The 14,267-nt window shown below is 35.1% G+C and carries 17 protein-coding genes; 8 read left to right on the top strand and 9 right to left on the bottom strand.

All coding sequences use genetic code 11. From position 1 onward, the window contains the following. The first annotated feature begins 57 nt into the window (after positions 1-57). From hemW to queA, 4 genes are read left to right on the top strand one after another with little or no spacing between them, the layout of a single operon-like run. Complete coding sequence (hemW, locus tag PHV22_RS00305) at positions 58-1,110, top strand: radical SAM family heme chaperone HemW (RefSeq protein ID WP_299945017.1); 1,053 nt, start codon at positions 58-60, stop codon at positions 1,108-1,110. 53 nt (positions 1,111-1,163) lie between these two features. Then, positions 1,164-1,556 carry a Sec-independent protein translocase protein TatB gene (tatB, locus tag PHV22_RS00300; RefSeq protein WP_299945015.1) on the top strand — a complete coding sequence of 131 codons (393 nt, stop codon included), beginning with the start codon at positions 1,164-1,166 and terminating at the stop codon, positions 1,554-1,556. Then, complete coding sequence (gene tatC, locus PHV22_RS00295) at positions 1,549-2,370, top strand: twin-arginine translocase subunit TatC (RefSeq protein ID WP_295020756.1); 822 nt, start codon at positions 1,549-1,551, stop codon at positions 2,368-2,370. The genes tatB and tatC overlap by 8 nt, the downstream gene beginning before the upstream one ends. After that, positions 2,357-3,391 carry a tRNA preQ1(34) S-adenosylmethionine ribosyltransferase-isomerase QueA gene (gene queA / locus PHV22_RS00290; protein WP_299945012.1) on the top strand — a complete coding sequence of 345 codons (1,035 nt, stop codon included), beginning with the start codon at positions 2,357-2,359 and terminating at the stop codon, positions 3,389-3,391. The genes tatC and queA overlap by 14 nt, the downstream gene beginning before the upstream one ends. Here queA and PHV22_RS00285 read toward each other — a convergent pair. Further along, on the bottom strand, positions 3,375-4,160 hold the full coding sequence (locus PHV22_RS00285) for a DNA-processing protein DprA (protein ID WP_299945009.1): 786 nt from the start codon (positions 4,158-4,160) through the stop codon (positions 3,375-3,377). The genes queA and PHV22_RS00285 overlap by 17 nt on opposite strands. Continuing rightward, complete coding sequence (locus PHV22_RS00280) at positions 4,161-5,258, bottom strand: divergent polysaccharide deacetylase family protein (protein WP_299945006.1); 1,098 nt, start codon at positions 5,256-5,258, stop codon at positions 4,161-4,163. 216 nt (positions 5,259-5,474) lie between these two features. Here PHV22_RS00280 and rpsF point away from each other — a divergent pair, with 216 nt between their 5' ends. From rpsF to PHV22_RS00260, 4 genes are all read left to right on the top strand, one after another. After that, entirely contained in the window at positions 5,475-5,897 is a 423-nt protein-coding gene (gene rpsF / locus PHV22_RS00275; RefSeq protein WP_295020750.1) for a 30S ribosomal protein S6, read from the top strand. A 33-nt stretch (positions 5,898-5,930) separates the two neighbouring features. Then, positions 5,931-6,446 (top strand): single-stranded DNA-binding protein, encoded by a 516-nt coding sequence (locus tag PHV22_RS00270; protein ID WP_295020747.1) that lies wholly within the window; start codon positions 5,931-5,933, stop codon positions 6,444-6,446. Between the two features lie 26 nt (positions 6,447-6,472). Beyond that, positions 6,473-6,736, top strand: a complete 264-nt coding sequence (rpsR, locus tag PHV22_RS00265) for a 30S ribosomal protein S18 (RefSeq protein WP_295020745.1) — start codon at positions 6,473-6,475, stop codon at positions 6,734-6,736. Between the two features lie 124 nt (positions 6,737-6,860). Further along, positions 6,861-7,316 (top strand): hypothetical protein, encoded by a 456-nt coding sequence (locus PHV22_RS00260; protein WP_295020743.1) that lies wholly within the window; start codon positions 6,861-6,863, stop codon positions 7,314-7,316. Between the two features lie 29 nt (positions 7,317-7,345). On the opposite strand, the gene PHV22_RS00255 is transcribed toward PHV22_RS00260, so the two are convergent. From PHV22_RS00255 to PHV22_RS00225, 7 genes are all read right to left on the bottom strand, one after another. Next, positions 7,346-7,789, bottom strand: coding sequence for a hypothetical protein (locus PHV22_RS00255; protein WP_295020740.1), 444 nt, complete (start codon positions 7,787-7,789; stop codon positions 7,346-7,348). A gap of 165 nt (positions 7,790-7,954) precedes the next feature. Next, on the bottom strand, positions 7,955-9,286 hold the full coding sequence (locus tag PHV22_RS00250; RefSeq protein WP_295020738.1) for a DEAD/DEAH box helicase: 1,332 nt from the start codon (positions 9,284-9,286) through the stop codon (positions 7,955-7,957). 42 nt (positions 9,287-9,328) lie between these two features. Beyond that, complete coding sequence (locus tag PHV22_RS00245; RefSeq protein ID WP_295020736.1) at positions 9,329-9,706, bottom strand: thioredoxin family protein; 378 nt, start codon at positions 9,704-9,706, stop codon at positions 9,329-9,331. Beyond that, entirely contained in the window at positions 9,703-11,499 is a 1,797-nt protein-coding gene (locus PHV22_RS00240) for a multiheme c-type cytochrome (RefSeq protein WP_295020734.1), read from the bottom strand. The genes PHV22_RS00245 and PHV22_RS00240 overlap by 4 nt, the downstream gene beginning before the upstream one ends. Then, complete coding sequence (locus tag PHV22_RS00235; protein ID WP_299944997.1) at positions 11,496-12,698, bottom strand: cytochrome c peroxidase; 1,203 nt, start codon at positions 12,696-12,698, stop codon at positions 11,496-11,498. The genes PHV22_RS00240 and PHV22_RS00235 overlap by 4 nt, the downstream gene beginning before the upstream one ends. 460 nt (positions 12,699-13,158) lie before the next feature. Continuing rightward, positions 13,159-13,728, bottom strand: coding sequence for a YceI family protein (locus PHV22_RS00230; RefSeq protein WP_295020730.1), 570 nt, complete (start codon positions 13,726-13,728; stop codon positions 13,159-13,161). An 11-nt stretch (positions 13,729-13,739) separates the two neighbouring features. Next, complete coding sequence (locus PHV22_RS00225; protein ID WP_295020728.1) at positions 13,740-14,192, bottom strand: MarR family winged helix-turn-helix transcriptional regulator; 453 nt, start codon at positions 14,190-14,192, stop codon at positions 13,740-13,742. Positions 14,193-14,267 lie beyond the last annotated feature (75 nt).

The following is a 14,267-nucleotide window of genomic DNA, read 5'->3' as shown; positions in this document are numbered from 1 at the left end:
TTTAATGGGTATTAATTTATTTATTGGTACAATTTTATTTTATAGGTCAGGGGCTAAATGCTACTATATATTCATATCCCATTTTGTGACTCTAAGTGTTACTACTGTGCTTTTAACTCTTATGTTGATAAATTTCATCTCAAAAATAGCTATATGCAGGCACTCTGTAACCAACTGGAATTTGAACTAAAAAGATTTGATGTAGTAGCCAAAGAGATAGAGGCACTCTTTATTGGTGGTGGAACTCCGTCTTGTGTTGAAGCAAAACTCTATAAAAAACTCTTTGAAATGCTTTCTCCATATTTAAAAGACGGTATCGAGATAACAACAGAAGCAAATCCAAATAGTGCGAATAAAGAGTGGCTAAGCCAGATGCACAACCTGGGTGTTAATCGCGTTAGTTTTGGCGTTCAGAGCTTCAATGATGCAAAACTAAAACTGCTAAACCGAGCGCACAGCTCAAAACAAGCAAAAAAGGCTATTATAAACGCTAAAGAGGTTGGATTTACAAATATTTCACTAGACATAATCTACGCAACACTAGGTGACACAAAAGAACTCTTAGAAGAAGATTTAAACACTGCATTTTCTCTGCCTATAAATCACTTAAGCGCTTATGCTCTAACCATCGAAGAAGCAACACCCTTTGCTCTAAAACCATATATGTCGAAAGAGAGACTAACTATCACAAAATGGTTGTTTAATAAAATCAAAAAAGCTGGATTTAAACAATACGAAATTAGCAACTTTGGTTCTTATAAAAGCATACACAATATGGGATACTGGCAATACAAAGACTATATAGGACTAGGTAGCGGTGCTGTTGGTAAAATGGATATGAACAGATTCTATCCAACCACAAATCTCGAAGAATATATAATAAATCCACTTAACATAAGCGTGGAGGCGCTAACAGAAGAAGATAAAAAAAGCGAACAAATTTTTCTAGGATTTCGTTCTTGTGTTGGCTTAAATAAAAACCTTTTAAATACAAATGAACTAGAAAGAGCAGATATTCTAGTTTATGAAAAAAAATTAACTCTAAAAGATGGCATATACTACAACAATAACTATCTTCTAGCGGACGAGGTAGCACTCTTTATATCCTAGTTTAATTATTCTTTAGCTAAAATTCGCCCTATTATAATTTTTAAGGATTTTTTATGTTTGGTATGGGTTTTTCAGAGATACTTCTTATCGCCATTGTAGCCGTAATTTTTCTTGGGCCAGATAAGCTTCCAAGCACAATGGTTCAAATAGCTAAATTTTTTAAACAAACAAAAGAAACGCTTGGTTCATTTAAAGACTCAATTGAGCAAGAAATGAATGTAAGAGAGCTAAAAGACGAAGCTCTGGCATACAAAAAAGAACTACTAGATGCAAGCAATACAGTTAAAAGTGCAACTGACACGAGATCTATTGCAGCAAAATTAACATCATTTGAAGATGACTCTTTTATGCACAATGATTCTCTTGATTCATTTAAAGAAAAAACAAACAAACCAGAAGAAGTGACTTTTAAAAAAAACAAAACTAAAGAAGATGTAAATGTTTGATGATATAAGACCTCACTTAGTTGAACTAAGAAAAAGATTAGTAATTTCTGTTGTGACTCTAATTGTTATGTTTTTTATTATGTTCTCTTTTAGCCAGGAACTGCTCACATGGTTGGTTCAGCCGCTGAACGATGCTCTTGTCTCGGTCGGTAAACAATCTTTAACTGATGGCACTGCAAATTTTGCAATTGATGGAAAAGTTACTACAAACCAAATAGGCGGTGCATTTTTTGTGGCAATGACTGTTTCATTTTTTGCAGCGCTCATTGCTTCTTTACCAATCATCCTTGCTCAAATATGGCTTTTTGTGGCTCCAGCTCTTTATGCAAACGAAAAAAAACTTATTATTCCTTTTGTAGTCGGCGGAACAGTAATGTTTGCACTTGGTGCCGCGTTTGCATACTATGTTGTAACTCCATTTGGTTTTGACTTTCTAATCGCATTTGGTAGTTTCAAGTTCACTCCACTTATAAATATAGAAGATTATGTAGGCTTTTTTACAAAAATTATGTTTGGCTTTGGCATAGCGTTTGAACTACCTATTTTTGCATACGGTTTGGCTATCTTAGGTTTAGTTAATGATAAGCAGATGTCTGGATTTTTTAGATACGCTATTGTTATAATTTTTATTATTTCAGCAATACTAACTCCTCCGGATGTTTTAACGCAATCTCTTATGGCAGTACCACTTGTAGTTTTATATGGGGTTTCCATAATAATAGTTAAATTTGTAAATCCTGCCGAAGATGAAGAAGAGGATGAGGATGAAGAAGACACAGAAGAGCCACTAGCGCTAGAGAATGATAACAAATAGTGCTTCTCTACTAACTTCGAGTTATGATTTTTCTCTTCCAAAAGAGCTAATCGCAACTCATCCTGCTTCACCAAGAGATAGCGCAAAACTCTTGGTTTACATCAGAGAAACAGACGAAATCATACACACAAATTTCTCTAATCTTGAGGAGTTTATCCCCAAAAATTGCGCCATTATTTTCAATGATACAAAAGTTATAAAAGCTAGACTTTTTGGTAAAAAAACAAGTGGTGCAAATATTGAACTTCTAATCAATAAGCCCTTAAATGCTCTTGATATAAGCGTTTATATTAGAGGCAAAATGAAAGTAGGCAGCGAACTTCTTTTTGATGAAAATTTAACTGCTATTGTTACCAAACTTAACGAGGACGGAAGCAGAATTGCACACTTCTTTGTTAATAAAAAACCTCTTAGATTTGAGGAGTTGCTACCCATAATAGACAAAATTGGTCATATTCCCTTGCCACCATACATACAAAGAGAAGATAATAAAGAGGACGAGAGTGAATACCAAAGTGTATTCGCAAAAGAAGATGGAGCGGTTGCAGCTCCAACAGCTTCACTTCATTTCACAAAAGAGCAGCATGAGAGAGTCTGCTCGCGTTTTACTCACGCATTTGTTACTCTGCATGTAGGAAGTGGGACATTTAAACCAGTTGAAACGGAGATTATCACAGATCATCCGATGCACTCCGAATACTACAGCATCTCCAGTGAAGCTAAAAATATACTGCTCTCGGATGCGCCAATACTTAGCGTTGGAACCACGACGACAAGAACAGTTGAGTTTTACATGAGAAACAGAGATCTGCAAAAAGGTGAGGCAAATCTATTTTTACATCCAAACAACAAACCACTCAGAGTAAACCATCTTTTAACAAACTTCCATCTACCAAAATCAACACTACTGATGCTTGTGGCATCTTTTGTTGGAATTGATAAAACTCATGAGCTATATAGGGCAGCTATAGAGAGGGACTATAGGTTCTACTCTTATGGCGATGCTATGTTAATCTTATAACAACTCCGTTAACCACTTTTATCTCTCCGTTAAGCTCTGCCTCAAAAACTCTATTTTGATATTTTTTCATAGCCTCTTCATAAGTTGGGTTTTTGCTGCAATAGAGAAGAAAATCATCCTCAACAATCGAACTGTTTTTACCTTTTAAAGTAGTGCTAAACATTGCTACAAACTCATCCATATCATAGATAGCTTTTGCTTTGCCATCTTTTAGCAGTTTATTTGTTCCTTCACTCTCACCTAGTCGCTGTGGAAGTACAAAAATCTCTTTTTTCATCTTTAGAGCAAACTCAATGCTCCTCATGGTTCCGCTATCTATATCTGCTTCACCGACAACTAAAGCATCACCAAGTGCCACTACTAGCTCATTTCTAACAACAAAACTCCATGGCGTTGCTTTAAAACCAGCATCAAATTGGCTAAGCAACAGTCCATCTTTAGCAATATCTTCTAAAAGATTTTTATTTATAGCAGGGTATCTCACATCAATGCCGCAAGGCAAAACAGCTATAGTATTTGATGCTCCGGCCCCACTGTGCGAGAGTGCATCCACACCCATGGCTCCGCCACTAACAATACAAACTCCATTTTTTGAGAGTAAAGATGAGAGTTTTTGGATTTGAGTACGAGAGTATTGTGTTGGCTTTCTACTGCCAACTATAGAAATTTTTGTTCTTTTTAGAAGTTCAAGATTTCCATCGTAAAAAAGTTTTTCAGGATAGCTTTTCATAGATAAGAGCTCTGTGATTTTATCTCGAATAACACTCATCTAGTATATCTTATCTACAAAAACCAGCTCAACACTCTTTAAAAGTTCCTTAGATTCACTAATCGCCAAGATTGTATTTTCATGAGGATGTCCAATTGCTATAGCGTTACCATGTAGTTTTGCCATCTCAACAGCTTTTTTAATTTGAGATTTTACATATCCTTTGTCAGCTTGATGGTCCAAAAATATGTCTCTACCAACATATTTTTTACCGTAGCTCTCCATAACTTTTTGAATCTTTGTTGAAGCCACTGTTCTACTATCTATAAAATTTATATTCTCTTTATCAAGCGCATATATAAGTCTGTTTACAGATGCTTCATCTGATGTAAACTTGCTGCCGGTATGATTATTTATGTAATGCACTCTTGGAAAAAGCTCTTTTATTGCTCTTACTCTTTGGGATATCTCACTTTGAGAGTCGCTTACCCTCAAAGTAAACGGCTCCTCCTTTGTGAAATTTTGAGCTTCCATTGGCAGATGCACCATATAAAACTTCTCATTTTGTGCCAGAATATTTGATTTTGGTCCATTTTCACTTGGTGGAAGAAATGACATTGTGATGGGAAGATTTAGCCCATGTACTGCGCTTACATGTGATTTTATACTAACATCATCAATAATAATTGCTAATTTTGGTTTTTCTGATGATGCACGCACACCTCTCTTTGGAGGTTGCGGCAGAGTTGATGGGTCGTACTCGTGCGAAGAATCTATAGTTTTTAGTGCTGTCTTAGTTTCAGCTTTTAGTTCTTGTTTTTTTGGCTCTTTTTCCAACTCTGCTTTAGGAGCAATTTTTACACTTTCATTAACATCTTTTTCTACTTTTTTTTCAATCTCCTGCTCTACTGCTGGTTCGTTTTTTTTTAAGAGCTCATCAGTTGTTTTATCTTTTCCAATACTCGCGTTTTCAAGTTTTTCTAACATCTCCAATCTTACTTTCTCTTTTTGAGCCATATCCTCTTTTGCTTCACTATATCCAAAATAGTAGCCCCCCAAAAGTGAAAAAAGCACAGTTGCAATAAAAATCAGTGCTATAACTATATATTTTAAACTATTTGAATTTTTACCAGAACTTCTACTTCTTCTTTTTGCCATAAACTCTCCAAAAAAATATTACTATTTTGCCCAAAAAACACTATTCTATGGACATCTCGTTTTATATAAGGGAGTATTATACTATTGTTTTTTTAAGTATTGTTTATGTATAATTCCGCGTTCCTTTCTCTTTGTATCGAAAACTCTCGATATATACTACATCCGAAAGGGAAACAAAAGCCGACTTAGGCGAAATACCAAAGGGAGATTCACTCTATGAGACATTACGAAAACTTAGTAGTCGTAAAACCAACACTAACAGCAGAAGAGATTCAAGCTAACATTAAAGTAATTGAAGAAATTATAACTTCAAATGGCGGAGAAATAGCAACAACAGACTCTATGGGAATGAGAAAATTAGCTTATCCTATAGATAGAAATGAAAGAGGTTTTTATTATGTAATTTATTACACTATAGCTTCTTCGGCAATTTCTGAAATTGAGCGTCGTTTTCGTATCAACGAAAATTTACTCCGTTTCATAACAATCAAGTATGACACAAATCGTGAAATAGTTGCTTGGAAACAGTTAGTGCAAAAAGCTATCAAAAGAGCTGGATCACCAACTTCAACTGAAGCAGAAGCAGAAGTTGCAACTAATGCAGCAGCAGAAGAAACAACTGAAGCAGCAGCAGAGTAATTGGCAAATAGCCTAAACAGATAAGGAATACTCATGTATAACAAAGTTATTTTGGTTGGAAACTTAACTAGAGAAATAGAACTTAAATACTCTCAAGGCGGGATGGCAATTGCCAACACTGCTCTTGCTACTACAAGAAAATTCACCGCAAATGGTGAGAAAAAAGAGGAAGTCTGTTTTATAGATATTACATTTTTTGCAAGAAGTGCAGAAATTGCTAATCAATACCTAAGAAAAGGGAGTAAAATCCTAGTCGAAGGTAGACTTAACTTTGATCAATGGGTTGATCAAAATGGACAAAAACGCTCAAAACACTCTGTAGTTGTTGAAACTATGCAGATGCTTGATTCAAAAAGTGATAGTCATAGTCAAAATGATTATGATGCACCTCAAAGTCAGGCACCACAAGGTCAGTCTCGCACTGAACCAGCTTATCAACAACCGAGCTATAAGCAACAGCCTCAAAGCTATCAAAAGCCAGCTCAGCAGATGCCAAGCAGTAGTCAGATTCCAGTGATCGACATAGATGAAGATGAGATTCCATTTTAGAAACAAGATAACAAAAAGGATATAAGATGGCAGAAAGAAGAAAATACAAAAAAAGATTTTGTAAATATTGTGAAGCAAAAGTTGATTTTATGGATTATAAAGATATTGGGGCTCTTCGCTTCTCTCTTTCAGAAAAATATAAAATTATGCCTCGTCGTTTAACAGGAAACTGTAAACGCCACCAAGATATGATATCTACAGTTATAAAGAGAGCTCGTGCTGTTGCATTGGTTCCATATACTGTAACAAGAAAAGCAGTAGTAACTGCGCCTTTCGAAAACTTAAGATAGATTGCTATAAAGCCTTTTTCTGGGCTTTATACTTCTTTTATATTCCACTGTTTTAAAAAAAATAATCCTAAACTTTTATTCATAAAAATTATCCTGATATAATATAAACAAAAAAGGCTTTAAAATGTTAGCTACCATAGATGGAAATAACTCTGCAATTAAAGATATATTAATACAAGAGGTAGATAAATTTGACTATAGATTTAAAAGATATGGGATAAATTACTCTGTAATGATTGGATTCTCAACTGAGCCTATTGATTTTGCACAATTTTCTTCATCTATCCGAAAAAGCGACTCTTTTGTGCTCATTGCACCAAATTTATGTGCCATAATACTTGATTCTGTGAACAACTCCAATGGGATTAAAGCAGCAAATAAGCTACTGACAAGTTTTCAACAAACATATTTCTCTAAAAAAATCTACTCTTGCGTAGTTACTGCAAGCAATCATGAAAGCGTAAAACAGATGATCGATGAGCTTTACTATCTTTTGACATATGCTATTACGAATGCCATTGACGATACTCTTGTGGATAACTCATATCTATCAAAAATATATGTACAAATTGACAAATAGGATTTTACCTATTTTATCAATATACTTAGTTATGCAACGAACATCATTTTTGCGCAAACAACTATAAAAAATCCTAGAACTATAACTAACTTGTGGAAGTGATTTTGCATAAAAGCTATCTTTTTTCTACCTGTAAGTTTTGTAAAGAGATTATAAAGAACACCTAAAATTATTATAGATGCCAAAGTAATTTTTACGACTAATATTTTTTGCAAATCAGTCTCGAAAAATCCTGCAGTAGAGTTTATGTATTTTGACATCATCATACCACCACTTAAAACTATAAAAAGAAGCGCAATTGGGAAAATTTTAAAGCTTTTAGCTCCCAGTGTTTGCTCTATCTTCTTATCATTTTCTTTACCAAATTTACCTTTTAATGCTGAGATTATAACTAAGTCAGTAAAAACATAACCTAAGAAAATTATTGCCAAAATGAGGTGTATTATATTTGCGTATGGATAGATTACTTCCATTTGAACTCCTATGTTTATTGATGTTATACACAAAAACGAACAAGTCCGTCTTTGTGGTAGGGACTCATCGTCCCTTCCGATCCCATAAAGCTACGAAAAACAAGTTTTTCGATAATTACAAGATATTTTTACGCCATTTTTTACAAAAACGCGTAGTCTCGGTGGCTAATCACGCTTTGTTGTTTTTCTTTTTTTTGACGCTGGTGCTTTTTTAGCCTCTGCTGGCTTCTTTGTACCTACCTTTTTTGAATCTAATTTTTTAAAGGTTGACTTTTTAGTGCTATATTTTTTTGAGCTCTGCTTTTTTTCAGCTGACTTATACTCACTTTTTATTTTTACTTCATCTTGATCTTTTCTTCGTACAGACTTATCTGGCTCAAAGCCCTCAACAACCTCTTTTTGAATCTTCTTTCCTATAAGCTTCTCCACTGCCTTTATATCAAAAACATCATATATATCAAGCAGTGAAATAGCTATGCCATCTTTACCTGCACGCCCGGTTCGCCCAACCCTATGGACATAATCCTCTGGAATTGATGGCAACTCGTAGTTTATAACAAATGGTAGATCTTCGATATCTAGCCCTCTTGAGGCTATATCAGTAGCTACTAAAACTTTTATTTTTCCCTCTTTAAACTCATTTAGAGTTTTAAGTCTATGCGCTTGAGTTTTATCTCCGTGGATAACGCCACACTTTAATCCATCGTTTTTAAGCTCTGCTATCAGCGAATCAGCACTTGCTTTTGTTTTTGTGAAGACTAAAACTTGTCTAAAGTTTCTTGAGCCGATTATATATGCCAAAAGCGCCGCTTTTTTGTCTGTATCCACTAAATACGCAACTTGATTTATTGTCTCAACGGTTGAATTCTTTTTAGAGACTTCTACAAAATCTGGCTTTGTCAGAAGCAATTTTGATAATTTTCTCACCTTATCACTAGAAGTAGCTGAAAAAAGTAGTGTTTGATGTCTTTTTGGTAGAAGTGGGTGGATAACTCTTATATCTTTGGCAAAGCCCATATCCAGCATTCTGTCAGCTTCATCTAACACAAAAATCTCTATGCTAGCCAAGCTAACGCCCTTACTCACCAGCTCCATAACTCTTCCAGGAGTTCCGATAATAATATCAACCCCTTTTTTGAGTAATTTTTGCTGGGTCTCTATATCTTTGCCACCCACCAAAACTGAAATATCAAGATCCATTCCTTTAGCATAATTTTGCAAATCTTCATAAATCTGAATAGAGAGTTCGCGAGTTGGCGCAAGTATAAGACCTCTTATTGCCCTGCTCTCATCTGCAGTTGTTTTTCTAAGTCGCTGAAGCATAGGAAGTCCGAATGCAGCGGTTTTACCAGTTCCGGTTTGAGCAGTTGCAAAAACATCGCTCTTTGCCAAAACTAGAGGAATGGCTCTTTTTTGAATAGTTGTAGGTTTTTCATAGCCTAAATCTTTTATAGATTTGAGAAGTTGTTTTATAACTCCTAATTTTTCAAATGACATTTTTACCTACTTTTTTATTTTGTAGCGAATTTTATCATATTATCACTCTTTATACTGACTCCAGCTAAAATTATCAAATATTGGCTCATTTAGATATAACTCATCTTTGCTTGATATGAAAAAAAGTGCTGGAAAGATTTGCGTGTAAAAAAGCTCTATTGGATAACTATTTTTATTTTCAAAGAAAACTGCTACGGGAATATATTTTTTATTTACAACTCTTATAATCTCTTCTTTTGCAAAAATATCAACCAGTATCTTCTTGGAATTTTCAGAATTATCTTTTAGTATAAGAAGCAGTATATCTTTATTCTGTGCTTTGGCTCTCAGCAGAGTCTCTTCATAACTGTTTTGCCATTTTATATAATCAGAGAACAAGAGTGAAGAGAAAAAGAGAGAGATAAATAGGATTTTTATCACCTGCTTAAGACTCTCTCTATTTTCTGTAACTCCACAACAAGTGGGTTTGGAAGTTGAGGATACATCTTTTTAACCACATCACTCACCCATTGCGGATAGATTCTAAAATTTAATTTTACTGTTACTTTTAGAGGGTATTTTAGCTCTGTTTTTATATTATAACTCTCTACTCGTCTCTCTCCGGCTGGGATTGTTGTATCACTTAAGAGTTTTGTATATCTCCAAAACATAAGCCCAACTGGCTTATTTTCATCGTCACCAAAAACTTTCATAAAGATTCTAGAATTATCTTCAATATTTCCATCACTCTTTAATTTTCCACTAGAGAGCACAACTTTACCATCTGCATCTCTTAGAGTTATATCAAGCCACAACTCTCTCAAATCTGCAACTCCAGTTGGTAAGTTGTGCCCTGCTCCAACATTTTTAATACCAACAATCAATTTCCCATCTTTAACATCAACATCCATTTTTGCAGAAGTTTTTAGAAGTTGCAGAGTTTGTGCTTCTGCTGTTTTATTTTTAAGTCCTATCAAGAAGTGATTTGAGCCTGCAAAATAGTGAGTTTTTACACTATTTTTTACTACTCCGCCATCCGTTGAAGCTCCTTTTAGTGGCGAAAACTTACCATCTTTTAGGTTGCTCATGTGGCAGTCTATACAGCTTTTGTGTTTGGTTTTATCTTTTGGATTGTTAAACGATGATTTTTCCCACTGCTCATAGGTTGATACAATCTTAATGGCTGTTTTTGGATGAAACTCATTGTGACATGAAGCACAGTATCTGCTCTGTTTGTAGAGTGGATTTGAGTAACTGTCTTTATGCTCTTTTGGTTTTGAGTTAATAAACTTCTCCCCAAACCATCGCCCAATATCAGACTTGCTATCTTCCATGACATATCTTTTTCGGTTCTTTAAATCTACTGAGTATGAGCCATTTCCAGTGCTATTTGCATCGGTTATTCTATGACACGCCACACATGAGACGCCCTCTTCTAATCTAAAATTCCCATGAGAAGCAAAATCATTTTTAAGCGACTGTGCACCACCCAGAAACAGCTCACTACGAAGAACATTGCCATCCATTGCATGAGTTGACTTTTCAAGCCCAGTCGTTAGTCCACTTGGATTATGACAGCCCATACACCATTTTCTAAACTCTACTCCCTGATCCTCTCCTGCTAAAGTTTCCATGGCCATATAGTATGGATTTGAACCTGCCATGTGATTATGATTTGAGTCTGCCCATTGGTTAAAAATTTCATTGTGGCATGATTTGCACTTTGTTGAGTTTGTCCAATCTTCGCTGTGACTTCCATTGACTTTAAGCAAAGAGAGTTTATCTTGTGCGTAAGTTGGTGCCGGAACAAATAGAGACAGTGCAAAAAATAGTGTAAATAGTTGTAGTTTTGCACGCTGTAAGTTTATGTGATAAAAAAGAAGTGCTAATAACACAAATGAGCCATAAAGATGTACATAAAAAGAGTATGTGCCCAAAAAATCTCCTCCACGGTTACCAACCAAAAAGAGATAAACTCCACTAATAGTAATTAAAAAAAGAGAGATCGCCAAAACAACACCATCAACAAATCCAGCTCTTCTTATACTTCCCCAATAACGAATATGTCTATAAACAAGTGGAATAAGCAAAAAGGTAGTTATTATTATGGCACCTATGGCGTGAATGACTTGAATAGTTGTAAAATAATTCCAATTAAGCTTTACTAAATCCATCTGCAAAACCCCACTTATAAACATAAAAAGTATGGACATTTTTATACCGCTAATTTTCATAGAGTATCATCTCCTTTTGCTTTTTTATAGTCAATCAAATCTCCGTTTAGTGTTATTAGAAATGCAACTATCTCATCAATCTGCTCATCACTTACATAGCGTCCTGTTTGATATTTTGCCATAATTTCAACAGCTTCTCTTAGCTTAGGTACGGCGCCATTATGAAAATATGGTGAAGTTTTTGCAACATTTCGTAGTATTGGAACCCTAAATAGATATTGATTGTTTCTGCCTAAGAATCCGCCTCTGTTTTCAAATGGAAACTCATACAATGAACCATCATTACCAGATTCACCATGCAAATTAACCCTAAAGTACGAAGCAAGCACAACCATTCTCACTGGAAATCTCTGAATACTCTGACCACCCAAGCTCACACCCGTATGACACCCCTTGCATCCAAAGTTTATAAAGTTTGCTAAGCCTCTCTTTGCTTCGCTACTGATTGCCTTGTTGTCTCCATCCAAGAATCTATCATAGCTTCCTCTCGTAATGAGCGTCTTTAGATAAACCGCAATAGCTTTTGAACTGTTGTTTATATTTGGTTTTTCTCCAAAAGCTTCCTGAAACTTATCTATAAAGTATCTGTTTGAACCAAGTCTCTCCTCCAGCTCTTTTGGAGATAAATTTAGTTTATGATGAGCCACGATGGAATTTGCACTCTGCTCCTCTAGGCTTTTAACCTCTGCATTCCATGTAAAGTATTTTGCCAAAGATGCATTTAGTACGGTCTGCGTATTTAGCAGTTGCGGATATTCTATACCATTATCTCCAACAGAGGATGTAAATCTATCAACTCCGCTTTGGTCCTGCAAGTGGCACATAGCACAATCTGTAAATTTTTCGTTTTTTGATAAAACAACTTTTCTAATAGCGCCTCTGTTTTTTAAATCTCTATCAAAAGAGTGACATGTTGCACAACTTGTAGCTCTGCTTTTTGATAAATTTGTATCAAAAAACAGCTCTTCGCCGAGTGAGATTTTTTGCATAGTTATTGGATTCTTTGGTGAGTCTAATAGCTTTTTGAGCTCATCTAATGTTGTAGGAGTAGATCTCAAACCTCTTGAGAGTGCTATTTCTCTTAAATTAGCATCACTATATTTTGGGAACTTTTTAGCAGGAATAATAAAAGGAATAGAAAATAAAGCGGTAACAAAAATTAGTGGAACAACAACCACATAAAATAAATACTTTTTCATATATGCTCCAAAAATATATTTAAAACGACGATTTTATTTCTACAAACAGCATTGATTACTCTTTGTATTTTACCCTATTAACCCAAATTACTGATTGTATGTGTAGCTAAAACTACTTTTGACACAAAAAGATTGCCATGATTTGATAGTTTGAGTATATAAAAAAAGAGAAATACAATCAAGAGTTTTTTGGCAGTAGAGAGATTTTATTTTAGCAGTAGAGGGATTTTGTTGTGTCTTTAGTCTTTATCATCTGCATAAAGTTTCCATTTTTAAAGTCAACAATTGTATTGGTGCACAACATTTAGCACTTGGTTAAGAAAAGCAGAGATTCATTCACAGTGGCGTTTATATTGGTTTTTTGCAAAGTTTTGCCCAAACCATTTAATGAAGCGATAAAAGAATTATCCCCTTATCGCGTTCATAGGATTTCAATGCCCCACAAAAAGAGCCGGCGTTTTCATTTTTGCAAAATACCCTCAATCTCAACATTGATCTTGACCTCATCGCCAACCATCACACCGCCTGCTTCAATAGCCTGATTCCACATAAGTCCAAAATCTTTTCTGTTAATCGTTCCACTAAGTGAAAGACCTGTTCTTGTATTGCCCCAAGGATCTTTTACTGTGCCGCCGCTAAGTTCAAGATCCATCGGTACATCTTTTGTTATGCCATGGATGGTAAGTTTTCCGTATGCTTTATTTCCAACCACTTTATCAAGAGTATAGCTTATGGTCGTGTATTTTGCCACATCGAAAAAATCTGCACTTTTAAGGTGTGTATCTCTTCTTGCATTATCTGTATTAATTGACAACACATCCACATCGCCATGCAGAGCCTGAAGCGTTTTTGTTTTTTCATCATATACAAAAGTTCCACTAAATTTTCCAAACTGACCTTTAACATTTGAAATCATCATATGTTTGACTTTAAAAGCCACACTCGTATGATCAGCATCCACTTTATAATTCCCTGCAAATAGCGTCCCCACAGATAGAAGTGACGCTAACAAAATAGTTTTTATTTTCATAATAGATCCTTTTATTGTGCTTTGTTTAGTTTTCGAAGAAGTGAAAACAGTGTATCTACCTCATCATCGCTCAAAACATCAAAGTAGTCTTCAAAATTTTTCGCATGATTTGGAAACAGATTTTCTATAATATCTTTACCTTTTTGGGTAATGCAAAGAATCGAACTTCTTTTGTCATTTTCATGTAAAACTGAACTGATCAAGCCATCGCGTTTGAGATTTTTTACCACAACCGTTGTATTGCCGTGTGTTCCCATTGTCAGCTTTGTAATCGCTCCGACACTAAGTTCACCTCTATGGTATAAAACCTCCAGCACCTGAAACTGGTTCATTGTTAAACTAAATGACTGAATATAAGCCGACTCTTTTGCTCGTATCTTATTGTACGAACGAAAAAGCTGAATCCACGCACCCATAATTCTATCAGCCCGTTTGCCATAACTTTTTGTCGGATGAATCTTCATATCAATCACCTCAATAAAACTATATTACTAATTAGTAATAATGTCAAGAGAATGTATTAGTTCACAACATTTGGC

It is taken from the genome of Sulfurimonas sp. (assembly GCF_028713515.1).
In the GTDB taxonomy this organism is placed as follows: domain Bacteria; phylum Campylobacterota; class Campylobacteria; order Campylobacterales; family Sulfurimonadaceae; genus Sulfurimonas.
The sequence above is the reverse complement of the archived record's forward strand: the minus strand, read 5'-3'. Positions and strand labels throughout refer to the sequence as shown.